Source organism: Marivita sp. S0852 (assembly GCF_046591575.1).
GTDB lineage: Bacteria > Pseudomonadota > Alphaproteobacteria > Rhodobacterales > Rhodobacteraceae > Marivita.
Map to the genome: position 1 here is coordinate 581,959 of NZ_JBIQWA010000001.1, position 18,194 is coordinate 600,152.

The following is an 18,194-nucleotide window of genomic DNA, read 5'->3' on the forward strand; positions in this document are numbered from 1 at the left end:
GCGCTTACATGAGATTTGTTTACTCCGGTTTTTCTTGACCTTCCTGACGGACGGTGGCTCCTCTGACACTAAATTTGGAGGTCAGTATGAGCGCCTTGAACACCGCGCGTGCAGTCGCCGCATCGGTTAACGCCAGAGTTGTGTTTCCAGAGCTTAACGATCCGCGCGTCGCAGAGGCCGCGTCCCGCCTGCGCACCGACGGCCTTTGTACGCCCATCCCGGTTTCCGATGAGATCACCGAGGATCTTGTGGTCGCAATGACGCAGGCCCGTGGCACCAAAGAGGCCATTGCCCGCAGGCTGTTGCATAAGCCGCTATATCGCGCCGCTGCCATGGTTCGGGCGGGCCAGGCAGACGCGATGATTGCCGGGGCCGATAGCCCCACGCGGCGGGTCATAGAAGCGGCCAGTATAGGTATCGGGTTTGCCAAGGGCGTCAGCCTTCCATCTTCTTGTTTTTTGATGGTATTTCCGGACGGACGGGAATTTATCTTCGCAGATTGCGCTGTGAATGTTTCGCCCGATGCCGTCGCATTGCAAGCCATCGCACAGGCATCAGAACGCACCGGGCGCGTCTTGTTGGGAAAGGCCAGCGTGGCGCTTTTGTCGTTTTCAACCGGAAGCAGTGGCGCAGGCGAAAGCGTGGATAGAGTGCGCGCGGCAGCAGATGCCACCGGTTTTTTGGGTCCGATCCAGGCCGATGCCGCCTTGAACGCGGCAATTGCACACAAGAAAGGCTTGGGCGATGGGGCGGCAAACGTGCTGGTCTTTCCGTCGCTCGATGCGGGCAACATTGCATACAAGTTGTGCCAGGAACTTGGAAACGCCCAGGCGATTGGCCCGTTTTTGCAAGGGTTTGCCCATCCCATCTGCGATCTTAGCCGTGGTGCAACGGTCAACGATATTGTTGAATCAACTCTTGTGACCATTGCATTGACCCAAGCCAAGTAAATCATTCGGCTGACAAAAGAGCCAGCGCATCCAGCGCAATCATCTGCTCTTCTTGGGCCGGAATGACCCAGGCTGCGACAGGGGACGCGTTGGTGTGCAAACGCGAGCGACTGCGCCGATTGCCATCTGGATCAACCTGCACACCCGTCCATTCCAACCCACGCAAGATCCGCGCGCGCACATCGACCGCGTTTTCGCCGATGCCGCCGGTAAAGGCGATGGCGTCCACGCCTTCCAAGGCGGCAATCAAAGACCCGGCGTGACGCAATGTCCAATAGCAGAAATGCTCGACCGCAAAGGCGCTATCCTCAGACGCATCAAGCATCAGCTTGCGCATGTCTGACTTGCCGCCTGACAGGCCCAGCAAGCCGCTTTCGTGGTTCAGAAGCTCTTTGGTGCGCTCCAACCCGTTTTCCTCGACCAACCGCAGCACCGCATTGGCGTCGATCCCGCCAGAGCGTGTGCCCATGGTCAGCCCATCCAGCGGCGAATAGCCCATCGTGGTTGCAATGGACTGCCCATCCTTGATGGCGCACAAGGACGCACCATTGCCAAGGTGAAACGCGAGCAGTCGCGACGGAAGTGGCATCCCCGAAATCTCGGGCAGACGGCGCACTAGGGACGCATAGCTTAACCCGTGGAACCCGTAGCGCCGGATTCCCTTGGTTTCGATCATCTTGGGGATGGCATAGCGCGTGGCGACACTTGGATTCGTCGCATGAAAAGACGTGTCAAAACTGGCAAATTGCGGCACGTTCGGGGCCAAACGCGCAAGGGCATCCATCGGGGCGAGGTTGTGCGGGTTGTGCAGCGGGGCAAGCGGTGTGCAATTGGCGATTTCGGCGCGCACATCGTCGGTGACGCGCATCGGGCGGGTCAGGTTCGGCCCGCCATGCACAACGCGATGCCCCACCGCGCGCAGGGTATCGGGCGTGATACCCCGGTCCGCCAGCGCGTCAAGGATGGCCGCAAGCGCCCCGGCATGATCCGCCAGAGCGACATCGCGCGTCTCATCCCCGATCCGAAGTGTTGACGCGCCGCCGATGGCGTCTGTCATGCCGGACAGGGTTTCCGTCAGGTCCGCGTCGAACACCGCGAACTTGATCGAGGACGACCCCGCATTCAGCACCAGAATGGAGGCACCGGAAGCGGGGTCGGTCATGGTCAGGCGACCTTTTGCGGGCGCATATCGGCAGGGTCGATCCCCGCCACGGCAACAGGCGCTTTCATCGCGTCACGGCGGAACGGCTCACCGAGTTCCTGATTGATCATCGCTTCGATCAGGGTGGTTACGCCGTTCTCCATCTGGTCCTTGATCGCGGTGTTCAGGGCATCGGTCAGCTCTTCCATCGTGCGCGCGACAACGCCTTTCAGACCACAGGCCGATGCAATCGCGGCATAGCTGACGCCTTCATCCAGTTCGGTGCCGACGAAGTTGTCCTGATACCAAAGGGTCGAATTCCGCTTTTCCGCGCCCCACTGGTAGTTGCGGAACACGATCTGCGTGATCGCGGGCCATTCGGGGCGGCCAATCGCGGTGAGTTCAGGCACAGAGATGCCAAACGCGCCGTCGCCTGCAAAGCCCACCACGGGTGTGTCCGGGCACCCGATCTTGGCGCCGACGATTGAGGGCAAGCCGTAGCCGCAGGGGCCGAACAGACCGGGTGCCAGGTATTTGCGGCCTTCCTCAAACGATGGATAGGCGTTGCCGATGGCGCAGTTGTTGCCGATGTCGGACGAAATGATCGCCTCTTTCGGCAGCGCAGACTGGATCGCGCGCCAGGCCATGCGGGGGCTCATCCAATCCGGTTTCGCCGCGCGGGCGCGTTCGTTCCATGTAGTGCCGGGATCGTCATCTTCGTGATCCATGCTGGACAGCTGCTGCGCCCATGTCGATTTGGTTTTGGCGATGGTCGCCTTGCGCTCTTCCCGGCCTGCATCCCCAGCGCTGTCGGACAGGCGCGCAAGGATACCTTCGGCCACCTTCTTCGCATCGCCGACAATGCCGACACTGACCTTTTTGGTCAGGCCGATGCGATCCGGGTTGATGTCGACCTGAATGATCTTCGCGTCCTTGGGCCAGTAGTCGATGCCGTAGCCCGGCAGGGTCGAGAACGGGTTGAGGCGCGTGCCAAGGCACAGCACCACATCCGCCTGAGAGATCAATTCCATGCCCGCCTTGGACCCATTGTAGCCCAAAGGCCCGGCAAACAGCGGGTGCGAACCCGGGAACGCGTCGTTGTGCTGGTAGCCCACGCAAACCGGGGCAGTCAGACGCTCGGCCAGTTCCATCGACGCCGGGATCGCGCCGCCAAGGACAACGCCCGCGCCGTTCAGGATAACGGGGAATTTGGCGTCGGACAGCAACTCCGCCGCTTTCTGGATCGAGCTTTCGCCACCAGAGGGACGCTCGAATTCGACGATTTCGGGCAGGTCGATATCGACCACCTGAGTCCAGAAATCGCGCGGCATGTTGATCTGCGCCGGGGCAGAGGCGCGCTTGGCGTTCAGGATCACGCGGTTCAGCACTTCGGCCACGCGGGTGCGGTCACGGACCTCTTCCTGATAGGCCACCATGTCTTCGAACAGTTTCATCTGCTCGACCTCCTGAAACCCGCCCATGCCAATGGTTTTGTTCGCGGCCTGCGGTGTGACCAGCAGCAGCGGCGTGTGGTTCCAGTAGGCGGTCTTTACAGCCGTCACGAAGTTGGTGATGCCCGGCCCGTTCTGTGCGATCATCATCGACATCTTGCCGGACGCGCGGGTGTAGCCATCGGCCATCATCCCGCCCGAGCCTTCATGCGCGCAGTCCCAGAAGGTGATGCCCGCTTTGGGGAAAATGTCGGAAATCGGCATGAAAGCAGACCCGATGATGCCGAACGCATGTTCGATGCCGTGCATCTGGAGGACTTTGACAAACGCTTCTTCGGTGGTCATTTTCATGGTGGCTCTCCCAAACAAGGACGCAGGCCAAGCAGCCAGCGCGATTGCGGCAGACATAACGGCGAGTCAGAGTCGCCGATAGGTCCACCTGGCACCCCAGGTTATAGCCAATTCACAGCAGTTTCAGCAGCCGCGATCGGATAAAAGACCGCCTTTCGCACCATGGTTTTGCTACATTCCGGTGCTATTTGAGACGAAATCAGGATGCAGTATACAGGTCTGCAAGGGTGACAAGCCCGTCCGAAACGTTTCGTAGGGTCGCAAAGACACAGTCGCGACCTTGTATCAGGCCAAAGGCAGGCAAAACGATGCCAAACGCACTGGCAACCCTCACGTTGGCGCTTTGGCCGGTGGTGACGGTGGTCCTTTTTCTGAAACTTCCGCCGGGGCGTGCTGTGATTGCGACGCTGTTGATCGGTTATCTTTTCCTGCCTGAACCCCCCGCCGGGTTCGATTTTCCGCTTGTCCCCCCTTTGACGAAACATACGATCCCGGCGCTGAGCGCGCTTGTGATGTGGCTTTGGCTCTACGGACATCAGAAGAACTTTCTGCCTCGATCGCCCGTGACCAACGGATTGTTTTTGCTGTTTATCTTTAGCCCCATCGCCACCACCATATTGAACACGGAACCCGTGGAATGGGGTCAGTTTCAAATTCAGGGCATGGGACTTCGGGATGCGCTGGCCATCGTCATTCAGCAAGTTCTTTTGATCATTCCGTTCTTGCTGGCGCGGCGTTTCCTGGCAACAGCCGAGGATCAACGCGATCTGATGTACGCCTTTATGATCGGGGGGGTCATTTACGCGCTGCCTATGCTGATTGAAATTCGGCTGTCGCCGCAATTGAATTTCTGGATCTACGGATATTACCAGCATGACTTTATCCAGACGATCCGGTTTGGCGGTTTCCGACCGATGGTGTTTTTGTATCACGGCATCTGGGCCGCGTTCTTCTTGCTTATGGCGATCTTGTCCGCCTATGCCTTGTGGCGAACGGAAAAAACAAAACGGAACTGGATTCTTCTGATTATCGCCGTAGCCCTGACCGGCGTGCTGATTCTGGCGAAATCACTTGGAGCGTGGCTGTTTGCGGCTGTGCTGATACCTGTCGTTCTGTTTATCGGGTCCCGATGGCAGATGCGACTGGCGGTGTGCATCGCCACATTTGCCGTAGCCTATCCGGCCTTGAAAGGCGTTGATCTGGTGCCCCAGGACCGTCTTTTGGAATTCGCCGAACGCATTGATCCGGCGCGCGCGCAATCGCTGGGCTTTCGGTTCGGGAACGAAAACCAACTGCTGGAACGCGCGAGCGAGAAGCCATTTTTTGGTTGGGGGAACTACGACCGAAATCAAATCATGAACCCCGCAACCGGGGAAATCGAAACCGTCACAGATGGCCGCTGGGTGATCTTGATCGGCCAATTCGGATGGCTGGGCTTTCTTGCCGAATTCGGGCTTTTGGTGTTGCCGATCTTTATGTTGTGGCGCGAAACGCGGTATCGAACCCCCGACAGCTATTCGCTTTTGATCGTTCCGATGTCTTTGATATTGGCGGTCAACGTGTTCGACATGTTGCCCAATGCGACCCTGACACCCCTGACATGGTTAATGGCAGGGGCATTGACGGGCTACGCCGAAACACTGAAAACAACGCGGTACACCTACCCGACGGAAGACAGGTTGCAGTGGAAACCAGTGCTTTGAACCAGCGCGGTTCTGGTCGGTTTGTCATGCAGATTTCAACAATGTCGCGATTTACGGCAGGCAGGAAACCCGCCTCTCGAATGTCGCAAAGCAGCGCCGATCCCAACCAATATTGACGTTACGTAACAGACTGTTTCCAGATTACTCATTGCTGACACACCGGCGCAACGGCTATCAAGGCTGAACGGTGTGGGGCCGTAATGTAGTTTAGTGCTCTGGTGAAAACCCGAATAGACGAAGACTCATCAGCCATAGTGCATGTGCCGGACACAGTGTCGTCCCGATCCGAGGTGCGCCAGTTTCTGGTTGCGCTGGCGGGCGTCGCCTTTGTGCTTTCGACGTTGGGAACCCGTGACGGTGGCCCGATGGCCTTTGCGGCCGACATCGTTCTTGTCTTGTGCGGTGGCTGGTGCGCGAACCAACTGATCCGTGGAATTCCCATTTTCAAGGAACAGGCCATCTGCGTTCTGCAGGCCTATTTTGTTGGACTTTTGTGCTGTTCAACCGTTCTGTTTCTGGTTGGGTGGCTCGTCTTTTTGCCAAGCGAGTATCTCCACCTTGGCCGGTCCCTGCTGTTTGCAGCGACATTCACCACCAATTTTGAACTCGCCCTTCTGCCCCAAGACGCGCTTTTGCGCTTTGATGGGCTTTTGGACCATCTTTGGGTTCCGGCATTGATCGCGCAATGTTGCGGGCTTCTTGTTGTGTTATGCTGGCTGTTTCGGAAAAACACACAGCGGTTGTTGCTGACACTTGGCGTGCTTGCCGTGGCATCTTTGATCGCCTCCACGTCCGAGTCTCCATTTGTAGAATTGCTTCCCATCGGGGGATTGTGGGCCTTTTTATGCGGGGCCACTCCGTTTTTTGCGTCAAACCGTTACCGCATCTTGCGATATTCCCTATTGCTGGGGATCATCAACCTTTTGACAGGAATACTGGCGGTCACGGCGACCGGGGATACGCTTTTTGCAAGGGTGTTTTTCGCACTTGCAATCGCATTCCTGTATCTTGGAAGCCGGCCCAGAGCATCAAGAGCAGGTGACACGCAACGCCGCCGCCGGTGGTTTGGCATGGCGCTGCATTTGTTTTTGTGGGCGGTTCCTTTGGCGCAACTGACCGCGGCGCTTGATATCATGGACCCAAGCGGACCGGCCTTTACCGCACTTTTGATACCCTGCCTGCTTTTGGCGCTTCTATCCTGGTCTGTCTGGCAAAAGGTCGAACACAGCATGAAACTTGACCGGATCACGCCAACGGCCGTGATCGCGGGAATTCTCTTTGCCAATGGAATCATCAGCCTAAGCGCGCAAGGCATGCAATTGCGCTATTCGGAACGCGCCAGCGCCTATATTCACGCCCTCGATCAGACGCGCCACACCGAGCTTTGTCCGATCCGCGAAGACGGTCCGCTGGCGGGATTGCGCGTTTGCCAGGCAGGCCCCAAAGGGCCTCCGACTGTGCTTGTTTGGGGCGACCATCAACTGCTTGCCATGAAGAGCGGCTTTGCCGAGGCTGCGCGCCGTGCGGGTGTCTCGACACTTCTGATCGCGCAACCGAATTGCGTGCCGCTTGACGGGTTGCAAACCCGCTTTGCCACGGCGGGCAAAGTCAGCGGCCGCAGCTGTGACCAGCACTCTGCACAAGTGCTGCAGGCATTGCCCCATCTAAGCAGCATCCGGCAGGTCACCCTGGTTGCCGATTGGCTATACTATCTTGGTGACACCCAGGCAGAGTTTCAGCCACGCCCGCCCCTGCGGCTTGGTCCGGTGGACGGGACACCGTTTAACATCTCTCGGCAGTCTGAATATGTAGAGACAGCGGTTCGCCACACCGTTCAGTCGCTGGTCGATACAGGTCTGCGGGTTTCGGTCTTGCGCCAGGTTCCGGCGCTTCCTCGGTTCAACGCTGAAATTGCCGCCCGCTCCAGCGCGCCTGGACAATGGCTTTACCATTCTATGCCGTCGCTGGCGGATTTCGTGCCTGTCAATCAGGCGCAAGAGCGGCACACGCAGGTTGATGATATGTTCCGCATATTGTCTGCCAAAGGCCGCTTGACCTATGTCGACAGCTGGCCCGCATTTTGCACAGCCTCGCGATGCGACGCGCGGGGGGGGCTGTCGAGCGACTATGCCTCATCCACCTTGCTGACCCCATCCGGGGCATTGTCGCTCAGCGGCATCCTGACTAAAGACCTCAAACGCGCACAGACGCATGTCGCGATCCGCCGCGACACGCTCAACTGATCCTCGGCTGCAAAAGTCGCACTTACGCCGCTTCGGATGTCATCAGTTCCTTCCACCGATGGCAGGACACATCATGTCCTGACCCATCGGTTTCCAACGTCGGTTCGACCCTTTTGCAATGGTCAATCGCAAACGGGCAGCGGGTGTGAAACTTGCAACCTGTCGGCTGATTGGTGGGCGACGGGATTTCCCCGGTCAGCTTTTGCGCCGAACCCCGGTCATCGGGATCAAGAGACGGGATCGCCGAGAAAAGCGCTTTTGTGTAGGGGTGGCGCGGCGCTTCAAACAGTTTGCGGGTTGGCGCGGTTTCCACCAAGCGCCCCAGATACATCACCGCGACGTGGTCACAGGTATGTGCCACAACTGACAGATCATGGCTGATGAACAGAAAGGTGAGGCCCATGTCGGACTGGATCTGTTTCAACAGGTTCAGCACATCCGCCTGGATCGACACATCCAACGCCGCCACGCTTTCATCCGCCACGATAAACTTGGGCGCAGACACCAAAGCACGCGCGATGGATATGCGTTGCCGTTGGCCGCCCGAGAACGCATGAGGAAAGCGGCGCAGGTGTTCGAGGTTCAAACGGCATTTCGCCGCGATCTCGCGCACGCGGGCATCCGTTTCCTCGCGCGTGCGGGTCAGTTTCATCACCTCCAACGGTTCGGCAATGATATCGCGCACCGTCATGCGCGGGCTAAGCGCTGCGTAGGGGTCCTGAAAGATCAGTTGCGCCCGTTTGCGATAATCTTTCAGTTGCTCTTTGGTGATGTTTTCAAGGTCATAATCGACCTCGCCATCGCTGTAATGCGCACCACCCGAGGTGATTGGCGCCGCCTTGAGCAACGCGCGCCCCAGCGTTGTCTTGCCAGAGCCGCTTTCGCCAACCAGCCCAAAGAACGATCCCTTTTCGATATCAAGCGACACGTTATCGACCGCCTTCAGCACCTGTTTGCCGAACAGCCCGCCCCCGATAGGAAAGCCCACCGACAGTTTATCGGCGCGGATCAGGACATCGCTCATGCGGGCACCTCGTCATAGATGTGGCAGGCCACGTGATGTGTTGCATCCACAGCGTGATCTTTCGGCACCGATTGCGCGCAAACATCGCCGACCACCTGCTGACAGCGGGTGTGAAAAACACAGCCTGACGGGCGTTCCAAAGGCGAAGGAATATCCCCCGGCACAGGCGTCAGCGGCGCATCCAGATCATCGAGTTTCGGCAACGCCGCCAAAAGGCCCTGCGTATAGGGATGCTTGGCGTTGCGGATCACCTCGCGCACCGGGCCTTCCTCGATCATGCGGCCCAGATACATGACGTTCACCTTGTCCGCGGTTTGCGCGACGACACCCAGATCATGCGTGATGAACACGATTCCCATGTGAAACTCGGCCACGAGGTCTTTCATCAGGTCAATCACCTGCGCCTGAATGGTCACGTCAAGCGCTGTGGTCGGTTCATCCGCGATCAGCAGCTTGGGCTGCGTTGACAGCGCCATGGCGATCATCGCCCGCTGACGCATGCCGCCGGACAGTTCAAACGCGTATTGATCAAACCGCTTGGCCGCGTCGGAAATACCCACGCGGTCCAGCATTTCAACAGAAATCGTCTTGGCCTGTTGCTTGGAATAATCGCCATGCAGTTGAAGCTGCTCGACCATCTGTTTGCCAATGGTGATGGCGGGGGCAAAGCTGGCCATCGGTTCCTGAAAGATCATCGACACCGCGCCACCGCGCACGATGTTCAGCTCGCGCGGCGTTTTCAGCGACAGCACATCCACTGCGCCGGCCTCAGAGTGCAGCGTGATCTTGCTTTCCGGCGTATAGACCGCGTTTTTGGCGTTCAGGTGCATCAACGCCTTGGCGGTCACGGATTTGCCCGACCCGGATTCTCCGACCAAACCCATCACCTCGCCTTTGTTTACCGAAAAGCTGACGTTATCGACGGCAGTGATCAGACCTTCGTCTGTCCGGAATTTGAGCGTGAGGTTTTCTACTTCTATCAGCGCAGTCATTTGTTGTTATCCGAGTAAGGGTCTGCCGCGTCGCGCAAGCCGTCGCCGACAAACACAAAGGCCATCACCAGCGCGATGAAAAAGATCACCGGGATGAAGTACCATTGGTAGTTCAAAAGCACATCAGCGCTGGTCACATTCTGAAGCATCACACCAAGACTGTTCACCGGGTCTTTGAGGCCAAGACCGATAAAGCTCAGCGCGGTTTCGGACAGCACCATGTAGGGGAATGAAATCACCAGATCGACGATGATGTAGCTGGTAAAACTGGGCAGCAGATGCCGCCGGATCGTGTGGCCCGAAGACGCGCCGCACAGTTGCGCGGCAAGCACATATTCCTGATTGCGTTCTGTCAACAGATGCGTGCGAACCCGTCTTGCCAAGGTGGGCCAGCCAATTAAACCCAGTATCAGGGATATATAGAAGAACCGTTGCTCCGCCGTCATCTCGGGCGGCATAAAGGCCGCGACCGCCATGAAAAGTGGGATGGCAGGCACGGTTCGCACGGCATCGGTGATCATTTGTAAGAAACTGTCGATCCATCCGCCGTAATACCCGGATATCCCCCCGATCACGAGCGCCAGCACAAAGGCGATGAACACGCCAATCGTCCCGACCTTCAGGGATGTCCAGATCGCGTGGAAGGTACGCGAGAAGATATCTTTGCCACTGGCATCTGTGCCGAAGACGTGGACAAAGCCCTCTTTGGTGCCGAACAGATGCGTGTCCATCGGGATAAAGCCAAACAGCTTGTACTCCCATCCTTCGACGAAAAAGTAGACATAATTTCGTTCGTCTTCATTGATTGTGGTCACCCACCGGAAATTGGTGGCCAAAGACCGCTCTCGTTCGACGGCATGCACAAACGGGCGCATGGAACAGCCGTTCACGTCACAGAACATCGGAACCTGCGGTGCGCCATTCAGATAGGCGTCGTTTTTGCCCGCAATCGTTGGGTCGTATGGCGATAGAAAAGGGGCGAAAATTCCGGATAGCACAAGAACGGCAAGCACACAGGCCGCAACCATCGCAGCACGTTGCTTTTTGAACCGCGCCCAGATGAGCTGTCCTTGCGACGCGGTAAAATACGCTTCTTTTGACTTTTGAATCGAAGTGTCTTCGTTGGGCAAAGACAGGATATCGTCGGGTGTTGTTACCATATCATCACCTCACAATGCTTTTGCGGACACGCGGATCAAGCACCGCAAGCAACACGTCCGTCAGGAAATTCAGCGTCACAATCGACGCGGTCAAAAGGAAGATGATCGCACCGGCCAACTGCTGGTCATTGGACCGCGCCAGCGCTTCGATCAAAAGAGCGCCCGCTTCGGTCAGCGTCAGGATCAACGCGACAATGGGCAATTCGTTAAAGATCCGGTTCAGGTCAAAGCCAAGGCTGTTCACAATCGGGCCCAGCGCGTGCCGGGCTGGATAGTTCCAGAGCAACTTGCGCCCGTGCACACCACGCGCGGCGGCGGCGGTCACGTAGAGCTTGCCGATCTCGTCCGACATCAACGCGCGCACGGTTTGAAGCGCAAAGGCGGTTGCCGACCAGCCAAGAATAAAGATGGGCAGCCAGGCGTTGCTCAGCAAATCTTTCACCCGGCCCCAACTCCAGTCTGCGTCCCGGTATTCGGCCGAAAACAGGCCTGTCAGGGTGTCCCCGAAATAGACGGTCGAAAACAGCATGATCATCAACGCCAAAAGAAAGTTGGGCATTGCCAGACCAAGATAGCTGAACAGTCGCAGCGAATTGTTCAGCACCGCATTGTCAGACGCGGCGGCGATGATGCCCACCGGCAATGCGATGGCATAGGCCAAAACGAGAGACGCCAGGCACAGACCCAGCGAGATCCAGAACTTGTCACCCAGAAGCTGGGCGATGTTCACACGCAGGATACAGCTGTCGCCGAATTCACCCTGAAAGGCCCCGACGATCCACTTGCCCCAACGTTCCAGAAACGGGCGATCAAGCCCAAGCCGGATGCGTTCGTTTTCGATATCGGCAACCGAAATACCGGAACCTTGTGTATTTTTGAACGCCAGATAGCGTTCGGCACAATCCCCTGGCACCAACTCCATGAGCGAGAACACAACCAAAGACACGATGACCAAGGTAATCATCGCGAGAATTGCGCGCGTCATCACGAAACGTGCGAAGTTTAACATGTAGTTTGTCCCTGCATGGCGTCTGGCCTCTCGTTCGTGTCGAGATGTGATTCAGACTGCGGTCGTTGCCTTGAATGGGCACGGGCGGCCAAAGCCGCCCATGCCATGATCATGTGGATCTATTCGTCCAGCCACCACTGCGACGCCCGGTATGGATATGTCCGGTAGTACTCGTAAGAATGCGTCTTGAAGTCAGTAAAGTTTTTCAGATCATTATTCTGATAGATCGGCGCAGGCGCGTTGACGGTGCCGATGAACATCATGTTTTCGACCTTGGCCTTCACCAGATCATTCGCAAGCTGCTCAAACTCCGGCGTGCCCTGTGCTGCGGACTGAAGCGCGTTGATGTTATCCATCATGTCTTTCGCCCATTGCGGCGGCTCGACTCCTGCGGACCCATCGGAATCCACCCATTCGGCCCAAAGCATCGCGTTGCGGACGCCAAAGTAGTTCTCGTATGGCGGCACCCAGAGCTCGTTGTTGCCCAGAACAATCGCCAGCGGCTGCGACTTGCGCCACATTGCGACGTCCAGCTGGTTCGAAGATTGCGCAGACCGGTATTCATCCGGCGTCACCTCTTTGACCACTGACTGAATGCCCACATCGGCCCAGCTTTGCGCTACAAGCTCAACTGTCTGACCGGCAACGCCCTGGGTCGAGAAGTTGAGGTTCAGCACCAGTTTTTCCCCATTCGGCAATTCGCGGAAACCGTCGCCATCCGTGTCCGCCATGCCCAGCGCATCAAGCGCCGCATTGGCCGCATCGGGGTCATACTCGGCTTTATAGTTCAGCCAGCTTTGATCAACGAATTCCGGCAAAGGCGAAAAGCCGACATATTGCTGGGGCGTTCCCTGACCGAAGAAGCCGATCTCGTTCAGCTCTTCGCGATTTATGGCAACTGACATCGCTTCGCGGAACGACAGATCGCTGAATACGGCGCGCTTGGCCTCATCGGGGTGCGTGACGTTGAACGCGAACACCGACTGTGTGATCTCGGGCCGAAGGTGGATTGTGTAATTCCCGCTTTCCTGGTTCTCAAGAAGGATCGGAGCAGACGCCAGCTGCAGCGACTGCGATTTATAATCCACCTCACCATTCACAAGCTTCAGGATGCGCACTTCGTTGTCGTTGATGAACAGCTCATCCTGGGTCGAGATATACGGCAATTGCTGACCGGTTGGGTCAACCTGAAAGAAATACGGGTTCGCCACCAGTTTCCGACCTTCGGTCGTGTCGCGAATGTAGATGTGGCTTTCCAAGGTTGGATAGGTTGATTTCGGCAGACCATCGGCAATGTCCGCACGCGACAACATCGGTGTTGGCGTATCCGTCCAGTCCGAATTGCCGTAATAGGCAAGGATCGCGTCATAGCCGTTCTCAAACCCAAGGCTTTGGGCATAGCTGTCCGCATCGGGGTTAATGTCGGGATGGAACTGGCCAAGAAAGTGCTTGGGCATGAACGGTTGCGAATAATGGGTCGCAAAATGCGCAATCAGACCGGGCTTTGGCGCTGGCAGGTTGAAGATCAGCGTCGTGTCATCCGGCGTTTCAAGCGTCATCGGCTCACCAGCAACAGTGATATAGTCCTTTGGCGTCTCGAAAATGTTGGTGTCTAGCATCAGATTGTCATGCCAGAACGCAACATCCGCAGATGTGAACGGCGCACCGTCAGACCACTTATGACCTTCGCGCAGCTTCATCGTCAGCTGGGTGTAATCATCGTTCCATTCCCATGACTTTGCGACATTGGGCACGATTGTCTGCAGGTCATCGGAGTACCGCACAAGGCTTACGTGCCGCACCGACAAAAAGTCGGAGGTTCCCGCTTCGGTGGCGTTCGACAGCACGTTCAATTCACCGCCATAGGTTCCAATGCTGTCATACGGGATGACAACCAAAGGCTCCGACGGCAAACGCTCGGCCAATGGGGGCAGGTCCGGGTTGCCCTTGATCATCGCGTTCAGCGCTACGATCTCGGGATTGGCTGAAAACTCCATCGTGCATCCGGCAGCTTCCTGAAAGGCGGCCGCTTCATATTGCTGCGGGAATTCTCCGGCTGCGATACCTTGCATGTCGGCCACTGTCACAGCCGGGCAATTGGCATAGGCCGCAGCCGGCAGCGCAATGAAGGCCACGCCTGAAAGTAAAATCCGTTTCATTTTATCTCCTGTTGGTTCCAAGTGGTGTCGGGGGTTTTCCCCCTTTTTGTTGTCCTGACCCGGTTACAGGTCAGTCAAAGACGTGGTTGCAGATCGCACGTATGTTTTGGCAGTTCGCATCGCACGAAAACTGCATCAGCTCAGCATCTCCTTTTCTTCCTGGTTCGGCATCGCATCCGCTGAACGGTTTATGTCTGACAACGGTGACACCCACGTGACACGGCCTACAGTCATCTATGAGGCCACCTTCACGCCGTCTTCCGTAATCAGGGTTCGCGAAAACGTGCCGTCTGTGTTAATCATTCGATGGCAAAGCAATTCTTGCATCAAATCAAGCATTGTCTGCATGTGATCCGGCTTTTTTGCCAAATTATGGTCTTCTTTGCCTTCGGAAACATCCATCAGGATCGGATCAAGCCCTTCGGCAAACTGGACCAGACGCATCGTGTCTTTGCGCAGCACAGCAAGATTCGCACCATCCAGCGACACACCAAGCCTCTGTTGCCACAGGGTCGGAGCAACCGGATCGGCAAAGTCCAGCTCTGAAATGGTGACGCGTCGCCAGTCTGGTGGGGGCGCACCGTTCAGGAAAGGCCGAAGGCTGCGCCCGTCCATCGAGTGTGGAATCTTTGCGCCCAGACAGTCCAGAATTGTCGGGGTGACATCAATGGATTCCGTTGCAGCGGTGACCGTTACACCTTTCTCGGACGCCTTTGGGTCGCGTATGATCAACGGGACGTGAAATGCCGCATCGTGAAATGTGCGTTTGCCCCAAATCCCATAATCGCCAAGCAGTTCACCATGATCAGAGGTCACCACGATCAGCGTGTCATCATATTGCCCACTGCGCTTGAGCCAGCTCACAATGCGGCCGATGTGATGATCGACCTCGGTCGCCAACCCGAAATACAAAGCGCGGATCATCTTTGTGGTGTCGTCACTCTCCTTTAGATCAGGAAATCCTTCAACGACACGAGACACCGGCGAAACCGCACGCGCCGGACCAAGGAAATCATGCCAGTCCGGATCGTTAGCCGCTTTTGGTGCGGGCATGGCATCTGATGCGTAAAGTGAATTGTAAGGCGCGGGTGCCACAAAAGGCGGATGCGGTCGAATATAGGTCAGATGCGCAAACCATCCCTGTGGCTGATCGGCCAGTACGTCCAGGGTGCGATTTGTCAGAAACGCCGTATCGCTGTGTTCGGCGGCATAGAACGCCGGTGTATCCGGTGTATCGCCGACAGGCTGGTACAAATCGGGAAACGGAGCGGGTGCGTATCCCTGTGCTTTCAGATAGGTCTCCCACTCGGAATAGTCGCTTTCAAACCGCATCCGTACGGCTTCGCGGAAACCTGCCGCCAGCTCTTCATACGAAAACAGACGCGGATCATCCGGGGCCAGAAAACGCGGGTCATGTGCGGTGTCGGTATATCCGAACAACAGCGGATCATACCCGTGGTCGCGTGCTGCCGTGGCTAGGTTCGGCGTATCGCGCTTGAGCGGCGTTCCATTCCGTATGGCCCGATGGTTCGACGCGTATTGCCCGGTCAGCATTGACACGCGCGACGGGCCACATGGGGCGGTGACCGAATAATGATTGTGAAACGACACCGCATCAGCGGCCAATGCGCGAATGTTTGGCAGCTCAAGATACTGCGCCAGAGGGCCGAACACACAATCGGCGCGCAACTGGTCAATGACAATAAAAAGCGTATTCAGCTTTGTTTCAGTCACGATACATCCCAAATATTGGCCGATCATGACAAGTCAGCAACATATGTAAAGATGCATCATTACTATACTTCCATAGCCAAAGCCTATGGATGATCCGATCGCGCCGATACTTGCACCGCTTTCAAAAAGCCTCGGATCAGGGGCACATCGCGCCGCACCGACAGGGTGATGAGCGATTCAGACATGCCAATGTCGACATCTGTGAACGGGATAGCCCGCAATCGCCGGTCATGGCCGAACTCCGCCTCGCTGATGAATCCGATGCCCGCACCGGACGCCACCACTTCGCGCATCGCTTCGCGCCCTTCAACTTCAATCGATGGCGACAGGGCCAGTTTCAGGCGCGCGGCCTCTTCGACAACCTTTGACCGGGTGCGAGACCCCTCTTCGCGGTAAATCAACGGATAGGTGCCAAGATCACCAAAACGCAATGTCGTGACAGAGCGTGGAAAGAAATCATTTGCCACTAAGGCAAGGATCGGCGTGCGGCCCAAATCCACACGATCAAGGTCAGGGGCGGAAATCGCACTGCCAACAACGCCAATCTCGGCCTCATAGTTTCGCAAACGCCGCAACAGATCTTCGGTATTGCCGGTCTGGATTGTGACAAAGACGTCAGGATTGGCCTCACGAAAACGTCGGACCGCATCTGTAACGTGCATCGCTGAATCCGCCATGATCCGCAACGTCCCACTTAACACGGCGCGGTTTTCGTTGAACAAGGCACCAATCCGCTCTTCCACCTCGAACATCTCGCTGGTCAGGCGAAACAAGGCTTCACCGGCTGCGGTCATGCGCACTTGGCGGGCCTCCCGATAGAACAGCAGAACATCATGGGCTTGTTCCAACTGGCGGACCTGATCGGAAACCGAAGGTTGCGAGATATTGAGCGCCCGTGCTGCCCGCGAAAAACCGCCATGCAATGCAACATGGTGAAAGGCACGAAGCTGAGTGTAGCGCATGAACTGTCCTCAAGACGCAATGACGTCATATAAGTTTACCCTATCAATCAATAGAAAACAAAGATTTTACATATGCAAAAGCGCGGCTCATATCCGGTGGCCAAACAGCTTTGGAACATTGCCATGTCTGACACATCTCTGCCGCCCCCTGAACTTGGCGAACCCTATCTGCTGACGCCTGGACCGCTGACCACATCTTATGCCGTCAAGCAGGCGATGCTAAAGGACTGGGGAAGCTGGGACAGCGACTTTCGCGACATGACTCGTGATATGCGATCAAAATTGCTGGCCTTGATCGGTGATGGCGCATCCGAGTACGATTGCGTGCCGATCCAGGGCTCTGGCAGCTATGCCGTCGAAGCGATGTTGGGCAGTTTTGTTCCAAAAGAGGGAAAAGTGCTGGTCCTTGCCAACGGAGCCTACGGACTGCGCGCCGCGCAAACTCTGGACTATCTGGGGCGGGCGTATCACCTTTTGGACAAAGGGGATTACCTGCCACCGTCGGGCAGCGAAGTTGCGCAGATCCTGTCGAATGATCCCGCCATCAGCCATGTTCTGGCGATCCATTGCGAAACCTCCAGTGGAATCCTTAACCCGATTGAAGACATCGCCGCAGCCACACGGGCGGCGGGTCGGACGCTTCTGATTGACAGCATGTCCGCCTTTGGCGCCCTGCCATTGAACCCCAAAGCGCTGGGTTGTGCGGCGTTTGTGTCATCCGCCAACAAATGCATCGAAGGCGTGCCCGGATTTGGCTTTGTCATCGCGCGCATCGACGACATCAAGGCGGCCAAAGGCAATTCGCATTCCCTGTCTCTGGATGTTCACGCGCAATGGGCGACGATGGAGAAAACCGGACAATGGCGGTTTACGCCCCCGACCCACACAATCGCTGCATTTATGCACGCGCTTGAACTGCACGCGGCAGAAGGCGGCGTTGCGGCGCGTGGGGCGCGATATGCCAAAAATCGCGATGTCATAGTCCGCGGTCTGCGCGATATCGGGTTCGAGACGTTATTGGATGACCGCTGGCTTAGCCCGATCATCGTGACGTTTTTCTGCCCTGCCGACCCGAATTTCACGTTCCAGGGGTTTTACGACGCCATGAAAAAACGCGGTTTTATCATCTATCCCGGCAAGCTGACCGTGGTAGACAGCTTCAGAATTGGCGTGATTGGCCAGATGGATGAACACGTCATGCGCCGGGTTGTTGATGCGGCGCGTGATGCGCTGACTGACGTGAATGTAAGCAGCGCGGCACCCCCCGCCGCCGCTTTGGAAGAACGCAAGAAACTCGCTGCCTGAAGGACCAGAC

13 protein-coding genes are annotated in these 18,194 nt (G+C 57.0%); 4 read left to right on the plus strand and 9 right to left on the minus strand.

Translation table 11 applies throughout. The features are described 5' to 3' along the window. Nucleotides 1-86 precede the first annotated feature (86 nt). Complete coding sequence (locus ACG74X_RS02880) at nt 87-950, plus strand: phosphate acyltransferase (RefSeq protein WP_411232596.1); 864 nt, start codon at nt 87-89, stop codon at nt 948-950. 1 nt (nt 951) lies between these two features. Here ACG74X_RS02880 and ACG74X_RS02885 read toward each other — a convergent pair whose 3' ends face one another. Beyond that, nucleotides 952-2,112, minus strand: a complete 1,161-nt coding sequence (locus tag ACG74X_RS02885; protein WP_411232597.1) for an acetate/propionate family kinase — start codon at nt 2,110-2,112, stop codon at nt 952-954. A 2-nt stretch (nt 2,113-2,114) separates the two neighbouring features. Further along, nucleotides 2,115-3,893, minus strand: coding sequence for a sulfoacetaldehyde acetyltransferase (xsc, locus tag ACG74X_RS02890; protein ID WP_411232599.1), 1,779 nt, complete (start codon nt 3,891-3,893; stop codon nt 2,115-2,117). A gap of 308 nt (nt 3,894-4,201) precedes the next feature. Here xsc and ACG74X_RS02895 point away from each other — a divergent pair, with 308 nt between their 5' ends. After that, on the plus strand, nt 4,202-5,596 hold the full coding sequence (locus ACG74X_RS02895; RefSeq protein WP_411232600.1) for an O-antigen ligase family protein: 1,395 nt from the start codon (nt 4,202-4,204) through the stop codon (nt 5,594-5,596). A 254-nt stretch (nt 5,597-5,850) separates the two neighbouring features. Beyond that, entirely contained in the window at nt 5,851-7,839 is a 1,989-nt protein-coding gene (locus tag ACG74X_RS02900; protein WP_411232601.1) for an SGNH hydrolase domain-containing protein, read from the plus strand. Nucleotides 7,840-7,861: 22 nt separating this feature from the next. On the opposite strand, the gene ACG74X_RS02905 is transcribed toward ACG74X_RS02900, so the two are convergent. The 7 genes from ACG74X_RS02905 to ACG74X_RS02935 all read right to left on the minus strand — a co-directional run bounded on the left by ACG74X_RS02905 (nt 7,862) and on the right by ACG74X_RS02935 (nt 16,879). Then, on the minus strand, nt 7,862-8,863 hold the full coding sequence (locus tag ACG74X_RS02905) for an ABC transporter ATP-binding protein (RefSeq protein WP_411232602.1): 1,002 nt from the start codon (nt 8,861-8,863) through the stop codon (nt 7,862-7,864). Continuing rightward, the gene (locus ACG74X_RS02910) at nt 8,860-9,855 is read right to left on the minus strand and encodes an ABC transporter ATP-binding protein (protein WP_411232603.1); all 996 of its coding nucleotides are present in this window, start codon (nt 9,853-9,855) and stop codon (nt 8,860-8,862) included. The genes ACG74X_RS02905 and ACG74X_RS02910 overlap by 4 nt, the downstream gene beginning before the upstream one ends. Then, nucleotides 9,852-11,015 carry an ABC transporter permease gene (locus ACG74X_RS02915; protein WP_411232604.1) on the minus strand — a complete coding sequence of 388 codons (1,164 nt, stop codon included), beginning with the start codon at nt 11,013-11,015 and terminating at the stop codon, nt 9,852-9,854. Before ACG74X_RS02915 ends, ACG74X_RS02910 begins: the two co-directional genes overlap by 4 nt. A gap of 4 nt (nt 11,016-11,019) precedes the next feature. Beyond that, nucleotides 11,020-12,024 carry an ABC transporter permease gene (locus ACG74X_RS02920; RefSeq protein ID WP_411232605.1) on the minus strand — a complete coding sequence of 335 codons (1,005 nt, stop codon included), beginning with the start codon at nt 12,022-12,024 and terminating at the stop codon, nt 11,020-11,022. Nucleotides 12,025-12,143: 119 nt separating this feature from the next. After that, nucleotides 12,144-14,183: an ABC transporter substrate-binding protein gene (locus ACG74X_RS02925; RefSeq protein ID WP_411232606.1), complete on the minus strand. Its 2,040-nt coding sequence runs from the start codon at nt 14,181-14,183 to the stop codon at nt 12,144-12,146. Between the two features lie 234 nt (nt 14,184-14,417). Further along, entirely contained in the window at nt 14,418-15,944 is a 1,527-nt protein-coding gene (locus ACG74X_RS02930) for a sulfatase-like hydrolase/transferase (protein ID WP_411232607.1), read from the minus strand. 56 nt (nt 15,945-16,000) lie between these two features. Further along, entirely contained in the window at nt 16,001-16,879 is an 879-nt protein-coding gene (locus ACG74X_RS02935) for a LysR substrate-binding domain-containing protein (protein WP_411232608.1), read from the minus strand. Between the two features lie 123 nt (nt 16,880-17,002). On the opposite strand from ACG74X_RS02935, the gene ACG74X_RS02940 reads away from it, so the two are divergent. Next, nucleotides 17,003-18,184 (plus strand): 2-aminoethylphosphonate--pyruvate transaminase, encoded by a 1,182-nt coding sequence (locus ACG74X_RS02940; protein ID WP_411232609.1) that lies wholly within the window; start codon nt 17,003-17,005, stop codon nt 18,182-18,184. Nucleotides 18,185-18,194 lie beyond the last annotated feature (10 nt).